The organism is Paenibacillus sp. ALE3 (assembly GCF_054113405.1).
The window spans coordinates 16,699-34,776 of sequence record NZ_CM134214.1; the positions used below are offsets into that span (position 1 = coordinate 16,699).

Annotated in this window: 20 protein-coding genes and 1 riboswitch; all 20 genes read left to right on the forward strand. The window is 48.1% G+C overall.

Annotation, left to right across the window (positions count from 1 at the left end; all coding sequences use genetic code 11):
- Positions 1-196 precede the first annotated feature (196 nt).
- On the forward strand, positions 197-1,264 hold the full coding sequence (prfA, locus tag ACXHJ2_RS00095) for a peptide chain release factor 1 (RefSeq protein ID WP_013373454.1): 1,068 nt from the start codon (positions 197-199) through the stop codon (positions 1,262-1,264).
- Between the two features lie 3 nt (positions 1,265-1,267).
- Complete coding sequence (prmC, locus tag ACXHJ2_RS00100) at positions 1,268-2,167, forward strand: peptide chain release factor N(5)-glutamine methyltransferase (RefSeq protein ID WP_165079760.1); 900 nt, start codon at positions 1,268-1,270, stop codon at positions 2,165-2,167.
- Between the two features lie 75 nt (positions 2,168-2,242).
- Positions 2,243-3,436 (forward strand): FtsW/RodA/SpoVE family cell cycle protein, encoded by a 1,194-nt coding sequence (locus ACXHJ2_RS00105; RefSeq protein ID WP_040102696.1) that lies wholly within the window; start codon positions 2,243-2,245, stop codon positions 3,434-3,436.
- 214 nt (positions 3,437-3,650) lie between these two features.
- Positions 3,651-4,343 carry a stage II sporulation protein R gene (gene spoIIR, locus ACXHJ2_RS00110; RefSeq protein WP_165079759.1) on the forward strand — a complete coding sequence of 231 codons (693 nt, stop codon included), beginning with the start codon at positions 3,651-3,653 and terminating at the stop codon, positions 4,341-4,343.
- Between the two features lie 192 nt (positions 4,344-4,535).
- Positions 4,536-5,819 carry an L-threonylcarbamoyladenylate synthase gene (locus ACXHJ2_RS00115; protein WP_165079758.1) on the forward strand — a complete coding sequence of 428 codons (1,284 nt, stop codon included), beginning with the start codon at positions 4,536-4,538 and terminating at the stop codon, positions 5,817-5,819.
- Between the two features lie 143 nt (positions 5,820-5,962).
- Entirely contained in the window at positions 5,963-6,523 is a 561-nt protein-coding gene (locus ACXHJ2_RS00120) for a manganese efflux pump MntP (protein ID WP_013373449.1), read from the forward strand.
- 83 nt (positions 6,524-6,606) lie between these two features.
- On the forward strand, positions 6,607-7,191 hold the full coding sequence (locus tag ACXHJ2_RS00125) for a low molecular weight protein arginine phosphatase (protein WP_013373448.1): 585 nt from the start codon (positions 6,607-6,609) through the stop codon (positions 7,189-7,191).
- A 78-nt stretch (positions 7,192-7,269) separates the two neighbouring features.
- Positions 7,270-7,351: riboswitch (ZMP/ZTP riboswitch) on the forward strand.
- A gap of 207 nt (positions 7,352-7,558) precedes the next feature.
- The gene (locus tag ACXHJ2_RS00130) at positions 7,559-8,146 is read left to right on the forward strand and encodes a TIGR01440 family protein (RefSeq protein ID WP_142612448.1); all 588 of its coding nucleotides are present in this window, start codon (positions 7,559-7,561) and stop codon (positions 8,144-8,146) included.
- A gap of 120 nt (positions 8,147-8,266) precedes the next feature.
- The gene (locus ACXHJ2_RS00135; RefSeq protein WP_165079757.1) at positions 8,267-9,517 is read left to right on the forward strand and encodes a serine hydroxymethyltransferase; all 1,251 of its coding nucleotides are present in this window, start codon (positions 8,267-8,269) and stop codon (positions 9,515-9,517) included.
- A gap of 146 nt (positions 9,518-9,663) precedes the next feature.
- Entirely contained in the window at positions 9,664-10,572 is a 909-nt protein-coding gene (locus ACXHJ2_RS00140) for a carbohydrate ABC transporter permease (RefSeq protein WP_446724852.1), read from the forward strand.
- Positions 10,572-11,408, forward strand: a complete 837-nt coding sequence (locus ACXHJ2_RS00145) for a carbohydrate ABC transporter permease (protein ID WP_165079755.1) — start codon at positions 10,572-10,574, stop codon at positions 11,406-11,408. Before ACXHJ2_RS00140 ends, ACXHJ2_RS00145 begins: the two co-directional genes overlap by 1 nt.
- Before the next feature lie 15 nt (positions 11,409-11,423).
- Positions 11,424-12,689, forward strand: a complete 1,266-nt coding sequence (locus ACXHJ2_RS00150) for an ABC transporter substrate-binding protein (protein ID WP_165079754.1) — start codon at positions 11,424-11,426, stop codon at positions 12,687-12,689.
- Between the two features lie 352 nt (positions 12,690-13,041).
- Positions 13,042-13,671: a uracil phosphoribosyltransferase gene (gene upp / locus ACXHJ2_RS00155; RefSeq protein WP_013312332.1), complete on the forward strand. Its 630-nt coding sequence runs from the start codon at positions 13,042-13,044 to the stop codon at positions 13,669-13,671.
- 109 nt (positions 13,672-13,780) lie between these two features.
- Positions 13,781-14,947, forward strand: a complete 1,167-nt coding sequence (gene wecB / locus ACXHJ2_RS00160) for a non-hydrolyzing UDP-N-acetylglucosamine 2-epimerase (RefSeq protein ID WP_016822881.1) — start codon at positions 13,781-13,783, stop codon at positions 14,945-14,947.
- Between the two features lie 167 nt (positions 14,948-15,114).
- Positions 15,115-15,378, forward strand: a complete 264-nt coding sequence (locus tag ACXHJ2_RS00165) for an AtpZ/AtpI family protein (protein WP_016822882.1) — start codon at positions 15,115-15,117, stop codon at positions 15,376-15,378.
- Positions 15,371-15,751 carry an ATP synthase subunit I gene (locus ACXHJ2_RS00170; RefSeq protein ID WP_013312329.1) on the forward strand — a complete coding sequence of 127 codons (381 nt, stop codon included), beginning with the start codon at positions 15,371-15,373 and terminating at the stop codon, positions 15,749-15,751. Before ACXHJ2_RS00165 ends, ACXHJ2_RS00170 begins: the two co-directional genes overlap by 8 nt.
- 29 nt (positions 15,752-15,780) lie before the next feature.
- On the forward strand, positions 15,781-16,605 hold the full coding sequence (gene atpB, locus ACXHJ2_RS00175; RefSeq protein WP_165079753.1) for a F0F1 ATP synthase subunit A: 825 nt from the start codon (positions 15,781-15,783) through the stop codon (positions 16,603-16,605).
- A gap of 104 nt (positions 16,606-16,709) precedes the next feature.
- Positions 16,710-16,934, forward strand: a complete 225-nt coding sequence (gene atpE / locus ACXHJ2_RS00180; RefSeq protein WP_013373437.1) for a F0F1 ATP synthase subunit C — start codon at positions 16,710-16,712, stop codon at positions 16,932-16,934.
- Between the two features lie 112 nt (positions 16,935-17,046).
- On the forward strand, positions 17,047-17,535 hold the full coding sequence (gene atpF, locus ACXHJ2_RS00185; RefSeq protein ID WP_013373436.1) for a F0F1 ATP synthase subunit B: 489 nt from the start codon (positions 17,047-17,049) through the stop codon (positions 17,533-17,535).
- On the forward strand, positions 17,532-18,077 hold the full coding sequence (locus ACXHJ2_RS00190; protein WP_165079752.1) for a F0F1 ATP synthase subunit delta: 546 nt from the start codon (positions 17,532-17,534) through the stop codon (positions 18,075-18,077). The genes atpF and ACXHJ2_RS00190 overlap by 4 nt, the downstream gene beginning before the upstream one ends.
- The last annotated feature ends 1 nt before the right edge of the window (position 18,078 follow it).

Genomic DNA, 18,078 nt, shown 5'->3' on the forward strand with positions numbered 1-18,078 from the left:
TTAGTTGAGAGTTTGTTATTCAACTCTTTAGCGAGATTTTGTTTATTCGACTTCAATCGATTTGCGGAATTTTGCAAAAACCTAAATTAGCAAGTATTTTATGTAGCTAATTAATCGAATAGTTGTTATAATAAAGAGCTGTAGCCAGTGAATTTAAAGCTGGTTTCATATTAATTTAACTGAAGAGGTGAATCGCTTGTTGGACCGATTGCAATCATTGGCGGACCGCTACGATAAACTGAGCGAACTGCTCTGCGATCCGGATGTGGCGAACGATAGCAAAAAACTTAGAGATTATTCCAAAGAACAGTCTGATTTACAGCCTGCTTATGAAGCATATACCGAATATAAAACTGTCGTTGAGGAGCTGGACGCTGCTAAAGCCATGCAGGCAGAAAAGCTGGACGACGAGATGCGTGAAATGGTCAAAATGGAGATTGAAGAGCTGAGTGCCCGTAAGCGGGAGCTGGACGAGAAAATTCGTATTTTGCTGCTGCCGAAGGACCCGAACGATGATAAGAACGTTATTATCGAAATTCGTGGTGCTGCGGGTGGGGACGAGGCCGCGCTGTTTGCAGCGGACTTGTACCGGATGTACACGCGTTATGCAGATACCCAAGGCTGGCGTGTAGAGCTGATGGATGCAAACATGAATGACCTTGGAGGCTTTAAAGAGGTTATTTTCATGATTAACGGACGCGGTGCATACAGCAAAATGAAATTCGAAAGTGGCGCGCACCGTGTACAGCGGATTCCGACAACTGAATCTGGCGGACGTATTCATACATCTACCTCCACGGTGTCTGTGATGCCTGAGGCAGAGGAAGTGGATATCGAAATTTTAGACAAGGATATCCGCGTGGATACTTTCTGCTCCAGCGGTGCGGGCGGTCAGTCCGTTAATACAACCAAGTCGGCGGTGCGTGTAACGCATATGCCAACAGGTATTGTGGCAACCTGCCAGGACGGCAAGTCCCAAAACTCCAACAAGGAGAAGGCGCTGCAAGTTTTGCGTGCCCGTATTTCGGATATGATGCGCCAGGAAGAGGAAGCCAAATATGCAGGCGAGCGTAAGAGCAAAGTAGGTACTGGAGACCGCAGTGAGCGTATACGTACTTACAACTTCCCGCAAAGCCGTGTAACGGATCATCGCATTGGTTTAACCATGCACAAGCTGGACCAGGTGATGAACGGAGAGATCGAAGAAATCGTATCAGCACTCACGATTGCAGAGCAGGCTGATTTGATGGAACAAGAGGTTTAAGTTTTGGGGAACGAACGCGATTGTGTGTATCGGATGCCGCCGGAACGGAACATGAGTGTCAGAGAAGCCTTAGTTGAGGCTTCTTCTTTTTTAGGAAGTTGCGGCGTGTTGGAGCCGCAGCATAATGCCCGCTTGCTGCTGGAACATGTGCTTGGGCTGGAAGGTACGAGGTTTTACGCCGCTCTGGGCGATCCGTTCCCTTCCTCCGTCAAGGACACATGGGAACGGATCATCGCCCGCAAAGCTGCGGGTGAACCGGCGCAGTATATTATCGGACAGCAGGAATTTTATGGCCGCCTGTTCGCGGTTTCACCGTCGGTGCTGATTCCGCGCCCCGAGACAGAGCTGCTCGTCGAGGCGATACTACAGCACGGCGACCGGCTGTGGCCGAGCGGTGCTCCGCACGCGCTCGACATCGGTACGGGCAGCGGCGCGATTGCCGTGACGCTGGCGGCTGAGCGGCCGCGCTGGCACGTGGCGGCGGGGGATATTTCTGCTGCTGCGCTCGAAATGGCGGCCCAGAACGCCGCTGCGAACGGCGCAGTCATAGAATTCCGCGAGGGCGATCTGCTGGCGCCGTTTGCGGGAACGGCGGTAGACATCCTCGTGTCCAACCCGCCATATATCCCGGCTGCTGACATCGCTGGCTTGCAGCCGGAGGTGCGCGACCATGAGCCGCGGATGGCGCTGGATGGAGGTCCTGACGGGCTTGGCCCGTATCGGGCAATGCTGGAGCAACTGGGGCTCCTTCAGGCCCCACCCCGGCTAATCGGGTTTGAGCTGGGGATGGGGCAGGCCAGAGACGTGGCTGGCCTGCTGGAACAGGCAGGTCACTGGAGGAACATTCTAATCATTCCTGACCTTGCGGGGATCGAGCGACATGTCCTAGGCGTCTCGGAGTAGTGCTGCATTTTCTTTTTGCGAGTCTTTCCTTTAGAATAAGAGGAGTATGACCGAGAAACGGCTCAGGGGGAAATCATGCTTCAGAAATTGAAAAAAATTGATGGTCCGGTTATTTTTATTCTGGTTTTGCTCATGGCGATTAGTATCATAACGGTATACAGTGCTGGTAGGGGTCCTACGAACTTGGCAGAGCACGGCAACGACTACCAGAAGATGATCGGGTATTATATATTGGGCTTTGTAGCGATCTTGGGTTTAGCGATAGTCGATTTTCGGATATTCATTAAAAAAGCCTTGTATGTATATGGAGGCGGGATATTCCTGTTGATTCTCGGCTTTTTTGGCGGGACGGTTAATAACTCTCAAGGCTTTTTGAAAATTGGTGGCTTAAATCTTCAGCCTGCCGAGGTATTCAAGCTGGTTCTTATCATTTTTTTGGCGTATATGCTGATTAAAAAGCGCAAGAGCAAGCTGTATTTTATTCAAGATGTTCTTCCAGTTGCTCTGGTGAGCTTTGTCCCGTTTGCCATGGTCATGGCACAAAATGACTTGGGTAATGCGCTCGGTTACATTGTCATCGTCATTGGTATGCTATGGATTGGTAATGTGAAGGCATCCCATGCGCTAATCGGATTTATCGTATTTGCAGTCGCCGTTGGTGGAGGGATCAAAGCGTATATCTCGTTTCACGATGAGATTGATTCCTTTATGAAAGGTATTGGCCGTAGTCACTGGGTAGAGCGTTTGGACCCTTGGCTGGTACCGGAAGAAGCAACCGCGAAGGCATCTTATCATACGAAAAATGCCAAACTGGCCATAGCTTCTGGCGGGATGATGGGCAAGGGCTTTTTGCAAGGAACCTCGGTACAGTCCGGGCGTGTTCCCTATACGTATGCGGATTCTATTTTTGTAGTTGTAGCAGAGGAGTTTGGGTTTGTAGGCTCTTCAATGCTACTATTGCTATATTTTATTTTGATTCACCGAATGATCCTGATTTCGCTGGAATGTCGGGATCGGGCTGGCCCGTATATAATTGTCGGGATTGTGTCCATGTTGCTGTATCAGATTTTTGAGAACATTGGTGCGTTTCTGGGCATTATGCCACTTACGGGGATTACGCTTCCATTCATAAGCTATGGCGGTACCTCGTTGCTTATTAACATGGCTAGTATTGGCTTGGTTATGAGTATTAAGGTGCATGGCCAGGAGTTAGAGGATGACCTGCCGCAGCCTTCCAGAGTAAGCTTGACGAAGGCGAAAAAAGCCTAGTATAGGTGGATTGTGACTAAATATTGATGGTTATTTGTGCGAGTTGAAACGGTGCGACAAAAGAGTCCAGATTGTGAAATCTGGGCTTTTTTATATTCCTAGGTGACGATCAAGCTTGCAATAGACCTGAATTTTTACGAGATTCATAGGTTTAGACTCTCCCAAACCGGACAGACTGATAGACATGATAGAGTTTGGGTTTGGGGGGACGAAAATGAGAAGTTGGATGAAGCAAACTGCAATGATACTCTTTTGTATATCGATATTAATGATGTCTTGGGAAGGTCAAAAAACGGATGCTGCGATGACCACGGGAGCAAGAGGGACTTTAGCGTCTGGAGTGGCCGCCACAGGGTTGAAGGTAATTCCGCACGATTCCATCCGACTGCGCATTTTGGCTAATTCGGATCGTCCAGAGGATCAGTTGGTTAAGCGCGAAATACGGGACGCTATCGTGCAGCAGATGAATGCGTGGGTGGGTGAGCTGGACAATCCACAAAGCCTAAATCAAGCCAGAGTGTTGATTGATGCACATTTGCCTGAAATTGATCGCTTGGTAGGTTCAGAACTAGCTCGACGCGGTATAGCGTATGATCATCAGGTGGAACTGGCAAGTGTACCTTTTCCGACGAAAATGTACGGTGGTCTTGTCTACCCGGCAGGGAATTATGAGGCACTTCGGGTTACACTGGGGCAAGGAAAAGGACAAAATTGGTGGTGTGTGCTGTTCCCGCCGTTGTGCTTTATTGATGCAGGCAGTGGTGAAGCAACAGCACAAACTGTATTGGCAAAAACGAGTCAAGAAGACAATCGAACGAATGCTGCTGACAAAGAGCCGGAAGTACGTTTTTTCCTGTGGGATGCCCTTACGGGTCTGTGGAGCTGGGTGAGTGGTTTGTTTGCCTAAACGTCTCGTCAGAGCTATGGAAAAGAGAACAACGAGTGTAAGTTTCCCCATATGTTATAATGGAACTTACGATAGATATGCAGATAGATATGCAGATAGCAGAGCCAAATTGATCTGATTTGTTAAAGTGGGTTTTTGGAGATCAGGGCAATGAAATGGCCTGTATGACAATAAGATATGGGATGATCTGATATGAGCGATAAAGTGAACCAAATGCATGACTTGCACGCAGGTTTTGTGAAAAAAGAGAGAGCAGGGCAGGAGCAGGCATTACAGCCTTCTCACACACACTGGTGGGATGTAAGATGTCTGGTTCCTGATGAGGACACGACTATACCTGCTACCTCGTCTTTTGAGGTGGAAAAAGCGGCTTCCGTTGGTTCTGTGAACAACACAGACGGGGATGATCCTGGCGAGCTTTCAGCTGGACAGGCTCTAATCACTGCGGAAAAGGGCATACGGGAGGCCGCCGTACTTCTCCAGGCTGGAGAGACGGTAGCCTTTCCTACGGAAACCGTGTACGGACTGGGGGCTGATGCGCGCAGCACGAAAGCGGTAGAGGCGGTATTCGCTGCTAAAGGGCGTCCGTCCGATAATCCGCTCATTGTACATATTTCCGATGCTGCTCAATTAAAAGGCATGGTAGCGGAAATAAACGATACAGCCCGAGCGCTGATGAATACATTTTGGCCAGGACCGCTGACTCTCGTATTGCCAGTAGTGTCGCAGGCACTTTCATCGCGTGTGACCGCAGGACTGGACACGGTCGGTGTGCGCATGCCGGATCATCCGATAGCGCTGCGCTTGATCACGGAAGCTGGTTGCCCGCTGGCTGCACCAAGCGCCAATCGCTCGGGAAGACCTAGTCCGACCCTAGCACAGCATGTGCTGGAGGACCTGGAGGGCCGCATCGGCGGCATTTTGGACGGAGGCCCCACGGGGGTGGGACTGGAGTCCACAGTAGTACAAGTCGGTGACGACGGAACCGTCACCATTTTGCGCCCAGGCGGTGTGACTGCTGAACAGCTCGCTACGGTTGCCCGCTCTGTCGTACTGGACCCGGCGCTGGCTGACACACCCGGGCAGGACGCCGATAGCCTGGCGCCACGCTCGCCGGGCATGAAGTATACTCACTATGCGCCACGAGGGCGCTTGAGTGTGGTACAAGGCCCGTCGTCTGTTGAAGTGACGGGCTGGATTCGCACCGCGTTGGCGGAGGCTACCGCGCGCGGGGAGCGCACGGCGGTGCTCGCGTTCGACGACCATGCCGCCAGCTACGCCGGAGAACGAGTCTACACGCTGGGCAAGCTGGACGCGCTTCATGAGGCGGCGCAGCGCCTATACAGCGTACTGCGCCGCTGCGATGAGGACGGCGTCACCTACATTTTGGCGGAAGCCTGTCCGCCGAAAGGATTGGGAGACGCCGTCATGAACCGACTGCTTAAAGCGGCAGGTCATCGAATCATCCGTCTGTAGCTTCTGTAAAGAATTGAGTCTCTTATTTTAATTTCTCCTCTCTCCTTATCTCTGTTTTGGGTATTTTCAGTGCCTGCTTGTACTGATTTGCCCCTTGTCCGCATAACGTGTACAAGAACAGACGGATAATGGAGGGATGGAGTATGCTGGCAGCCTCTGCCGATGCTGGGCAGGTTGTAACGATTCTGATCATGGCGGTAGCGCTAGGGATGGATGCGCTATCGCTGGGCGTAGGGATCGGTATGAAGGGGATACGCCTGCGAGACGTGCTGCGCATCAGCACTGTGATTGGTTTTTTTCACATCCTGATGCCATTGCTGGGAATGTTCACAGGCCATTATATGAGTTCTTTATTAGGCCATGTGACGACCTACTTCGCAGGGGGATTACTCATCCTTTTGGGCGGGCATATGGTATATAATTCCTTCAAGGGGGACGGCGTACACGTATTGGATCATCGGTCGCCTTTGGGTCTTTTGCTGTTTGCGCTTGGGGTGAGCATTGACTCATTTTCTGTGGGAGTGTCACTGGGAATGTTCCAGAGTGACCTGGTGCTGACTGTTCTGGCCTTTGGTTTTTGCGGGGGAGCGATGGCGATGCTGGGGCTGTTACTGGGGCGCAAGGTCAGCCGTAATCTTGGGGATTATGGAGAAGCGGTGGGCGGTGCTATTTTGCTGGCATTCGGCTTTATGTTTATGTTTTGATTTTAACGTAGACAGTGTAAAATAAATACAGGATTTGAGTAATCCTCTGTTTATATATTTTCAACATACGGGGGGTGAAGACGTTGAAGAATATTTTATTTGTATGCACAGGGAACACCTGTCGCAGTCCAATGGCTGAGGGAATGCTGCGTAAGCTGGCTGCTGAGCATGGTCTGGAACTGGACGTGCGTTCCGCTGGAGTAGCTGCGATGGACGGCACGCCGATATCCCGACATGCAGAGGCGGTTCTGCGTGATCACGATATATCCGATCAGATCACTTCAACTCCTTTAAGCGACGGGCTTGCCGAGTGGGCACATCTGATCTTAACCTTGACACAAGGACATAAACAGCATGTCGTACAGCGGTTCCCCCAAACGGCAGGCAAAGTATTTACGCTGAAGGAATATGTGGAGGACCGGGACGCAGTGCTGAATGACGTACAGGAGTTAGATGGCTTGTATGCTTCACAGCAGTTGATGGCTTCACTCGGACAAGAGCTATCGACGCAGGAGCGTGAACGAATGATTGAATTACACCAACGGATTCCGGGCTTCGATATCTCAGATCCATTTGGTGGTTCGCGTGAGGACTACGATGTCACAGCGGCAGAAATCCGTACGGCTTTGCATAAGTTGTTGGACAAGCTAAAAGGTTCTTCCGAATAAAATCGGCACCGTTCCTCTATTTTGTACGGAATCTGTTGATTTTCGACGGTTAATCCGTTAAGATAAGGTGGAAAAACGAGAATCCGGTGTAACTGGCGACAAAAGTGGGATCAACCACGATGGAGCATCGGATATACGGCCGGTCGCCTGGGCAAAAGAGCAATTCCACATAGGTGTGGACTGCTCTTTTTTCGTATACAAGCTACAGCAGATCTTCTGCTGCCTTCTTGTTCTTCCATTTTTTCTGCTCGAAATCTGAAACATCGGCTATAATATAGTCAGATTGTGATCAGGAGAGAGTGTGTTGAACTTGGGGCATGAAACCGTGCCTAGTCTCTGAGAGGCTGTTCAACCAAAGGAGGTTCCAATGGTAGAACAATTGGATCATGAGATTTCACTCGAAGCACAGACCGCTTCTGTCGTGCGGGAAATTGCGGAAGCGGCCAGTCTCAAAGCTGGTCGCCTGCTGGTTATTGGCGCAAGCACGAGTGAAGTGGCTGGAAGTCGGATCGGCACAGCAGGAGCGCTCGATGTGGCTCAGCAAGTGCTGTCTGGAGTAGAATCCGTTCGCAGAGAGTATGGCTTTGACGTGGCGTTTCAATGCTGTGAGCACTTGAACCGAGCACTGGTCGTTGAGCGTTCTCTACTGGAGCGATTAGGACTGATGGAGGTTGCGGCTGTTCCTGTTCGTACAGCAGGGGGCTCTATGGCTACCGTTGCCTATCGCTCTATGGATGATGCATGTCTGGCGGCGAACGTGCAGGCTCATGCCGGGATAGACATCGGCGAAACGCTGATTGGCATGCATCTGCGCCCAATTGCCGTTCCGTTTCGCCCAAGCCTTCGCTGGATTGGTGAAGCACGTGTGACAGCTGCGTTCACTCGTCCTCCACTTATTGGCGGACAACGGGCAGTGTACAGTCTGGAACAAGAAGCCGGCGGAAACTGCGATTAGCATTTGTCATGTCGGCATGTTAGTACTGATCTTTTTTGCATTAATGATGAGGTACCCAACAGAGGAACAGGCATTTGCTTGTATACCCAAAATTTGACCATGGAGAGGGAGTAATCAATCATGATGGAACATCTGCGTAAAAGTGACCCGGCAGTGATGGAAGCAATGGGGCTTGAACTGAAACGGCAACGCCACAATATCGAGCTGATCGCATCCGAGAATATCGTCAGTGAAGCAGTAATGGAAGCCATGGGCTCCGTGCTTACCAATAAATATGCTGAAGGTTATCCGAACAAACGCTACTATGGTGGCTGTGAGCATGTAGATATCGTCGAAGATATTGCACGTGACCGCGCGAAAGAATTATTCGGCGCCGAGCATGCGAACGTGCAGCCTCACTCTGGAGCACAGGCTAACATGGCGGTATATCTGGCAGCTCTTCAACCTGGAGATACTGTACTGGGTATGAATCTGGCGCATGGCGGCCACTTAACACACGGAAGCCCGGTTAATGCCTCCGGTTTGTTGTATAACTTTGCTGCTTATGGTGTACGTGAAGACAGCTTCCGTATCGACTACGATGAAGTGCGCAAAGCAGCCTTCAAGCACCGCCCTCGTCTGATCGTAGCTGGTGCAAGTGCATATCCGCGTACTATTGATTTTGAAGCTTTTGCTTCCATTGCTAATGATGTAGGTGCTTTGTTCATGGTGGATATGGCACATATCGCAGGTCTCGTGGCAGCAGGGATTCACCCTAGTCCAGTTCCTCATGCCCAATTTGTGACAACAACGACACACAAAACGCTACGTGGTCCGCGTGGGGGTCTAATTCTGACTCGCAAAGCGTGGGCGCAAGCGATTGATAAAGCTATCTTCCCTGGTACTCAAGGAGGACCACTGATGCACGTGATCGCATCCAAAGCAGTTGCTTTGGGTGAAGCGCTCCAGCCATCATTCAAAACCTATGCGCAAAACGTAGTTCGCAACGCACAGGTGCTGGCTGAAACACTGCTGGCAGAGGGGATTAACATTGTATCTGGTGGTACGGATAATCACCTGATGCTGTTGGACACACGCAATTTGAATATCACAGGTAAAGAAGCGGAGCATGTATTGGATTCCGTGGGCATCACGGTCAACAAAAACGCCATTCCTTTTGACCCAACGAGTCCGTTTGTTACTAGCGGGATCCGTATTGGTACACCTGCTGCAACTTCTCGTGGTATGGATGAAGAAGCTATGGTTAAAATCGGTAAAATCATTGCTGATACTCTTAAAAATCCAAAAGATGATACTGTATTGTCCAAAGCAAGCCAAGCGGTTGGCGAGTTAACAGACAAGTTCCCAATCTATCCAGGAACCCAATACTAATTCATCGTCATCCATATTCTTTATGTTACAAGGCTTTTTCTCTTCCGTTAGTGGAGGGGAGAAAGCCTTTTTTTAATTTCAGACGACTCGAAACTTACGTTTTTGGGTAATAAGCGATTACGTAAGGATTATGCGCGTTTTCCTTCATGATCTACGACAAAGGAGTGATTGCATTGAGCCAAAGAAAATTCGCGCAATTATTGCAGCAGCTCGTATTTGTGGGACCGATGGCGTTGTTTTTCGTCTTAATTATGGTCATTCCGTTCCTGCTGGGGCTGTATTATTCCATGACGAACTGGGATGGCGTATCTGCACATGTCCGATGGCTCGGGCTAGGGAATTACATTCATATTTTTAGAGATGATCCAGATTTCCGTAATGCATTTTGGTTTACGGTCCGTTTTACCGTATGTGGTGTCATTTTAACTAACCTGGTGGGCTTTTTCCTGGCCTATGCGCTTACAAAGCCGTTGCGTACCCGCAATGCACTGCGAACTGTATTTTTTATGCCTAATATGATCGGTGGCTTGCTGCTCGGCTTCATCTGGCAATTTATATTTGTACGCGGTTTTTCGGCGGTGGGAGAGGCGACGGGGCTATCCTTTTTCAAACTGCCGTGGTTGGGTGATGGGCCTACTGCTTTTTGGGGAACTGTCATTGTGTTTGTTTGGCAATACGCAGGTTATCTCATGGTTATTTACATATCCTCTCTAAATAATGTTCCGCACGCCCTTATTGAATCGGCCCAAATTGACGGTGCGAGCAGAAGACAGAGTTTGCGTCATATCGTGGTGCCGCTTATTATGCCAGCAGTGACCGTCTGCTTGTTCCTAGCGATATCCTGGTCCTTTAAAGTATTTGAGTTGAATTTGGCTTTAACAAAGGGTGGGCCATTCAAGGCGACAGAGTCTGTAGCGTTGGACATATATAATGAAGCGTTTACAAATAATCGGCTTGGATTGGGAACTGCCAAGGCTATGATTTTCTTCGTGGTCGTTGCGATCATTACCAGCATTCAGGTGCGTCTCACGAAGAAAAAGGAGGTCGAAATGTAATGGAAAAAACATCGAACTATCGTTTAAGCACATGGGTAGCTGAAATATTGCTTATTGTGGTTGGGTTGATCTTTCTAGTTCCGTTCTATTTTTTGCTCGTGAACTCCGTTAAATCTTTTGGAGACATTTTGGCCCATTCCGCTTCGTGGCCGACAACCTTCCGTTTTGAAAACTATGCTAATGCCTGGAATAAAATAAACTTTCCCACAGCACTGGGGAATTCACTGATCGTCACCATCGTCAGCAATGCGCTTTTGCTGCTGATCAGCTCGATGGCCGCCTACCAAATGGTTCGGCATGACACTCTTTTTAATCGGTTCCTGTTCGGGCTGCTTGTGGCTGCCATGGTAGTACCTTTTCAGTCGATTATGTTGCCGCTTATGGAAGTGTCCAACGTATTGAGTCTGAACAACAGCATACCAGGACTAATTTTGTGCTATCTGGGTTTTGGAGCGCCTTTATCAGTTTTTCTGTTTCATGGCTTTATTAAAACGGTACCTATTGAGGTTGAGCAGGCGGCGAGAGTGGACGGGTCCTCTCGTTACGGGGTGTTTTTTCGCATCGTTTGTCCACTGTTGCTCCCTATGTTCGTGACCGAACTTATTTTGAATACGTTATGGATCTGGAATGATTATTTGTTGCCTTCGCTCATTTTGAATGATCCTGAGCTGCGTACGATTCCGATTGCGACCTATATGCTGTTTGGTCAATATACCAAGCAATGGGACTTGGCGTTGCCCGCACTGGTACTTGGAATCACGCCAATCGTTGTGTTTTTTCTGGTGATGCAAAAATACATCGTTTCCGGCATTGCGGCCGGAGCGGTTAAAGGCTGATGGGAGGGATATCGGATGAAAAAGACAGTGCTGCTTGTCATCTCCCTGATGTTGCTGCTTACATGTATGCTTGCAGGTTGTGGTAATACGAAGGCTCAACAGAGTGGGACCAAAACGATACACATTTATCAATTCAAAGTGGAGATTTCGGAACCGCTGAACAAGCTGAAGGCCGAATATGAAAAAACGCACCCTGGCATCAAGCTGGATATCCAATCTGTCGGTGGGGGTACAGATTACGGTGCTTCGTTGAAGGCTAAGTTCGCATCAGGCGATCAGCCGGACATTTTCACAAATGAGGGTTATCAAGATCGCGATACGTGGTTTGAGTACCTGGAGGATTTGTCGGATCAGCCATGGGTGAAGGACTTGGACGATTTCGCCCGTAAGCCGATGACGGTTAACGGTAAGATTTATGGACAACCTATGAACCTGGAGGGATTCGGTTTTGTCTACAACAAGGATTTGTTCAGAAAAGCGGGTATAACCAAACTGCCTCAGACGTTAGATGAATTGGAGGAAGCAGCCAAGCGACTGGAAGCAGCAGGGATTATCCCTTTTGCTAACGGCTATGCAGAGTGGTGGGTTCTAGGAAACCATTTTATCAATATCCCCTTTGCCAGACAGTCGAACCCGGAGAGTTACGTTGCGGATTTAAACAAAGGAACTGCTCGCATCCCTGGTAATCCCGTGTTTGATCAGTGGGTGAAGTTGCTTGACCTGACTTTAAAATATGGAAACCCCAATCCGCTCACAACGGACTACAACACACAAGTGACACTGTTTTCGACAGGCAAGGCCGCTATGATGCACCAGGGGAACTGGACGCAGCCGCAAATAGATGGAATTAATCCTAACTTGGATTTGGGTATTCTTCCTACGCCTATAGACAATAATTCTTCTACTGGAGACAAACTGGCTGTGGGAGTGGCCTCGAACTGGGTTGTCAACAAAAACTCGCCTGTGAAGCAGGAGGCAAAGGAATTTCTCAACTGGCTGGTCACATCAGAAACAGGCAAGCATTATATTACCAAGGAGTTTAAGTTCGTTCCTGCCTTCAAAAGTATCACGTCTAGTGACGAGACCACAGGTGATTTGGGTGCGGAAATATCTCGGCACGTGAAGGAAGGCAAGATATGGAGCTGGAACTTCCAGCGCCTTCCAAAGGGGCTAAATCAGGATTTAAGCAGTAGTATGCAAGCCTATATCGCAGGCGTTATTACGAAGGACGAAATGCTTCAGCAATTTCAGGGAGCGTGGGACAATCTGAAGTATAGATAAAGAATATATGCGTGGGATAGCAGAGGCTATATCTCAGGCAGGAAGTTTAGAACTGGTAGGCTTTGACGGTCAAGGACCGTCAGAGCCTTTTTAGTACGATTTCATATGACAAAAGTCACACGTAAATGGGCCTTGCCAAGTATTTTGCCTGTCATATCTTTCCCTTGACAAAAGGTTGCAGTGGCAGGTGTTAAATCAATCAAGGGAATGTTATAATAAACAGGATTTACAGGCACGCATTGCATCTGTGCTTATTTGGTTTGTACAAATAGGTTACATAGATCCTTTCGAATCAGGATGTTCGATATGCTGGTGCGGAAGAACGTGACGATAATACCGGAGGGAATATATTATGGCAAAACTGGTGGTTTGCGATCACCCTTTGATCCAACACAAACTTACATTTATCCGCGATGTGCGGACCAACACGAAAGATTTCCGTGAACTGGTTGATGAAGTAGCAACTTTGATGGCTTATGAAATTACAAGAGATATTCCTCTGGAGAGCATTACGGTACAGACTCCAGTTGCTGAAACTGAAGGTAAAGTGATTTCTGGTCGTATGTTGGGCCTTATCCCGATTTTGCGTGCAGGCCTGGGTATGCTGGATGGTGTCGTAAAGCTTTTGCCTGCTGCAAAAGTAGGACATGTGGGGTTGTTCCGTGATCCTGAGACATTGCAACCCGTAGAATATTATACGAAGCTGCCTACGGATGTAACTGAACGTGAATTGATCGTAATTGATCCGATGCTCGCAACGGGCGGGTCGGCAATCGCAGCGATTGATGTGTTGAAAAAGAGAGGCTGTACTCAAATTAAAATGATGAATCTGATTGCCGCTCCTGAAGGAGTGAAAGCTGTGCAGGATGCGCATCCTGATGTAGACATTTATGTCGCTGCACTGGACGAGCGTTTGGATGATCATGGTTACATCATTCCGGGTCTTGGGGATGCGGGAGACCGCTTGTACGGAACTAAGTAGACTGCTTTTAGCGGTTCGGCACAATCTATGGACGCTAAGACAGATCATCTATCTGAATCACGGAAGATCTGGAAGCAGACGTTTATTATGAAAAGGGGTTCAACGGGAAATGTCTAAAATCAAAGTAATGACCATTTTCGGTGTGCGTCCGGAAGCGATTAAGATGGCACCTCTCATTTTGGAGCTTCAGCGCCATCCGGAGCATATCGAGTCCGTAGTATGCGTAACAGCTCAACATCGCCAGATGCTTGATCAGGTTCTGGAAGTTTTTAATATCCACCCTGACTATGATCTGGATGTAATGAAGGATCGCCAGACACTCAATGAAATCTCCATACGTGTACTTCAAGGTCTGGAACCCGTATTGCGTGAAGCCAAGCCTGATATCGTGTTGGTTCACGGCGATACGCTGACGACTTTCTTGGCTAGCTATGCAGCCTTTATGCAGCAAATTGAAGTAGGGCATGTGGAAGCAGGTTTGCGGACATGGAACAAGCTTTCTCCATATCCTGAGGAAATGAATCGTCAGCTCACAGGTGTGCTGTCCGATCTGCATTTTTCGCCTACTTCTTTATCGGCTGGAAATTTGCGGAAGGAAAATAAACCTGAATCGCGAATATATGTAACAGGCAATACAGTAACTGACGTGTTTCAGTATACAGTTCGCCAGGACTACGAGCATCCGGTACTGGACTGGGCTCAGGGCAAACGCCTGATTCTCATGACAGCACATCGCCGGGAATCCCAAGGGGAACCGCATCGTCAGATTTTTAATGCGGTTAAGCGGATCGCAGATGAGTTTGAGGATATTGCAATTGTGTACCCAGTTCACCCGAGCCCGGCTGTGAAGGAACCTGCATTTGAAATTTTGGGCAACCATCCGCGTATTAAGTTGATTGATCCGCTGGATGTAGTGGACCTGCACAATTTTTATCCGCACACACATCTGATTCTTACGGATTCCGGTGGTCTTCAGGAAGAAGCGCCTTCGTTCGGAGTACCTGTCCTGGTGCTGCGTGATACGACCGAAAGACCGGAAGGAATTGAAGCGGGTACCTTGGAACTGGTGGGTACAAGTGAAGAGAACGTGTACAATCGGACCAAGGCTCTTTTGACAGATTCCGCGTTGTATGAGTCTATGAGTCAGGCAGCGAATCCTTACGGTGATGGACAGGCATCTGTAAGAATTGTCAATGCGATTTTGCACCATTATGGTGTTCAAACAGAACGTCCTGAAGAATTTCACACAATGTTCACAAAAGGCGTCCGTTCGTAATAATTAATCTTTACAAGGTAAGCATACAGTTAAACTGTACGGTTACCAAGGGATACAGCATTTTTAGATGCTTTGTCGACTGATTTTTATACTTTAGGGCGCTAAAATATCTCAATTGACAAAGCATCTTATATTTAAGTAAAATGGACTGGAATTGCAGGGGTGACATGAGAAAAGTGGTCAAACCTTCCAAGCAAAACAACAACCGAAACAACACCGGAAATGCCTTTAAGGCTATAGGACTGGTGAGCGCGATCGGCATTGATTTGACGATATGCACACTGGGTGGTTTCTATGCCGGAAAATGGCTTGATACCAAACTTGGTGGCTCCGGAATTTGGATTGGCGTAAGCGTTCTCGCAGGCTTGGTTGTAGGCGCATTAAGTATTGCCCTTGTGATCGGAAAGGTATTGAGGGATAACCATGAATGAGATGACCCGTATGCAAAAAATGTTATGGATCGTGGCGCTTGGTATTATGGCTCTGTGTTTCCTGGTCTCCGCCTTCATGCCCCAACATCGTGACATTGCTCACGGAATCATTCTGGGAACGGGAGTAAGCTGTCTAAATGTGCTGTATATGGCCTACAAAATTCGACAGGTTGCGAGTGCGGCCGCCGGTGAAAGAAAGAAGAGAGTGTTTGGTATTGGCTTTGGCGTTCGATTAGGGACCTCAATTTTGGCAGTGGTGCTGGCTATAGAATTCCCGGCCTATTTCCATGAGATCGCTGTAATGGCAAGCTTGGTGACCGGACAATTCCTTCTGTTAATTATAGGCATCATATTCGCGCTTCAGGAAAAATGATAGCTCAACTGAGAAAGGGGTGAGAAAACATGTTGCATGAATCACCGATTATCCAATTGGGCGGGTTTAACATTGACTTGTCCGTCATTATTATGCTGGTTGTGACCTGCGCGATTGTATTTGGACTGGCATTTGCTGCAACGCGCAATTTGTCTGTGGACAATCCGAGCAAGTTGCAAAATTTTATGGAATGGGTCGTAGAATTCGTTCAAGGACTGATTTCCAGCACGATGGATTTGAAAAAAGGGAAGCCATTCCTCTCCTTGGGGATGACGCTGATCATGTTCATTTTCGTGGGCAATATGCTGGGTTTACCGTTCGGCATTGTGACTGAATTCGATAATGTGCAAAGTGCCCAAGTATTTGGACATGAAATCATTCCAGTCAAAGAAGCATTAGAACAAGCACAGGCGTCTCACCCGGGCGAAGCTGCCCATGTAGGTATCAGCTGGTGGAAATCACCTACCGCAGATGCAGGGGTATCCATTGGACTGGCATTGATGATCTTTGTCCTGGTTCATTTCCTGGGAATCTTCCGTAATACCAAAGCTTACTTCAAGCATTACGTTCAGCCATTTCCGTTCTTTTTGCCAATTAACTTGATTGAACAGTTTTCAAAACTATTGACACACGGTATGCGTCTATTCGGTAATATTTTTGCCGGCGAAGTTTTGATTAGTGTTCTGCTGAAAATGACAGCACTTGGTGTGGGAGGTATGGTTGCTTCCGTATTGGGGCTCGTAGTTTGGCAGGGATTCAGTATTTTTGTCGGTAGCATTCAGGCGTTCGTCTTCACCATTTTGACGTTCGTATATATATCACAGGCAATTGACACACATGAAGAAGAACATTAGGTGAATTATGTTTCAGGTTTTTAGTTAAGTTCAGGAGTACGCTTCGCGCTTAACTGCAAATACATGTACAATACAAATACACATCTCTAAGGAGGAATTTTAAAATGGGAGCTTGGGCATTAATAGCAGCAGCTATCGCAGTAGGTTTGGGTGCGCTTGGCGCAGGTATTGGTAACGGTCTGATCGTAAGTAAAACAGTTGAAGGTATCGCTCGTCAGCCAGAGGCGAAGTCCACCTTACAAACTATTATGTTTATCGGTGTAGGTCTGGTCGAAGCCCTACCTATTATCGGTGTCGTTCTGGCATTTATTTTTTACGCTAAGGCTTAATGAATTGAACTAAGCAAGGTTTGGCGGGGAAGGCACAGCCATCCGCGCCTTCTTTGTTCGTTGGAACATGAAAGATCCAGAACCGACGTTCACCGGAAAGGAGTGACTTCAATTGAGTTTAAATTGGACAAGTATCGTTTTCACTATCATTGCATTTTTGATCTTGTACTGGTTACTGACGCGCTATGCATTTGGCCCTCTCTTTTCCGTTATGGAAAAGCGGCGTCAACTCGTGTTACAGCAAATGAATGAGGCGGCACAAACGCGTGAACAGGCTGTTGCTTATGTTGAGGAGCAAAAGCAGGCTCTCCAACAGGCGCGTAAGGAAGCCTACGATATTATAGAACAGTCAAAACAAACAGGTAACAAGCAAGCGGAACAAATTATTATTCAGGCTAAAGACGAAGCTGTCCGCCTGAAAGACGAAGCTGTTCGTGAAATCACAAGCGAGCGTAATAAGGCAGTTGCCGAATTGCGCAGCGAAGTGGGTAAAGCTTCGGTACAAATTGCTTCCAAACTGATTCAAAAGGAAATCAAGGAAGACCAAGTCCAGGGAGAGCTTGTCGACCAATACCTTAAAGAGGTAGGAGGCAAAGCATGAGCCGAGATACGGTAGTTGCCAAACGGTATGCGAAAGCTTTGTATGAAGTAGCAGAGCAGGAGCAAACCATTATGGAAACCGAACAGGAGCTACGTGCTTTTGTAGAAGCTGTATCGGGGGATGCTGAAATCCGTAAATTCATTAATTCTCCTAACATTACGGAAGTAGTCAAGCTTCAGGTTCTGGCTAGCAATTTTGAAGGCAAGTTGTCTGCGTCGCTGATTAACACGATTAAGCTGCTGATTCAGCGCAGTAGAGCAGATTTGTTCGAATCTCTCTTGGCCGGATATCTCGATATTCAGGAATACAAGCTGGGAATTGCCCATGCTAAGGTGTATTCGACTTATGCTTTAAGTGAGCAGGAAAAAACAGCGGTAGCCGAGGAATTCGGAACCCGTGAACATAAAACAATCCGTGTGGAAAATATAGTGGACCCGAGTCTGCTGGGCGGATTGAAAGTGGTTATCGGCGATACACTGTACGACGGCAGTCTGGCCGGCAAGCTGGATCGTCTCGAGAAATCCTTTAACAGACGAGTATAGA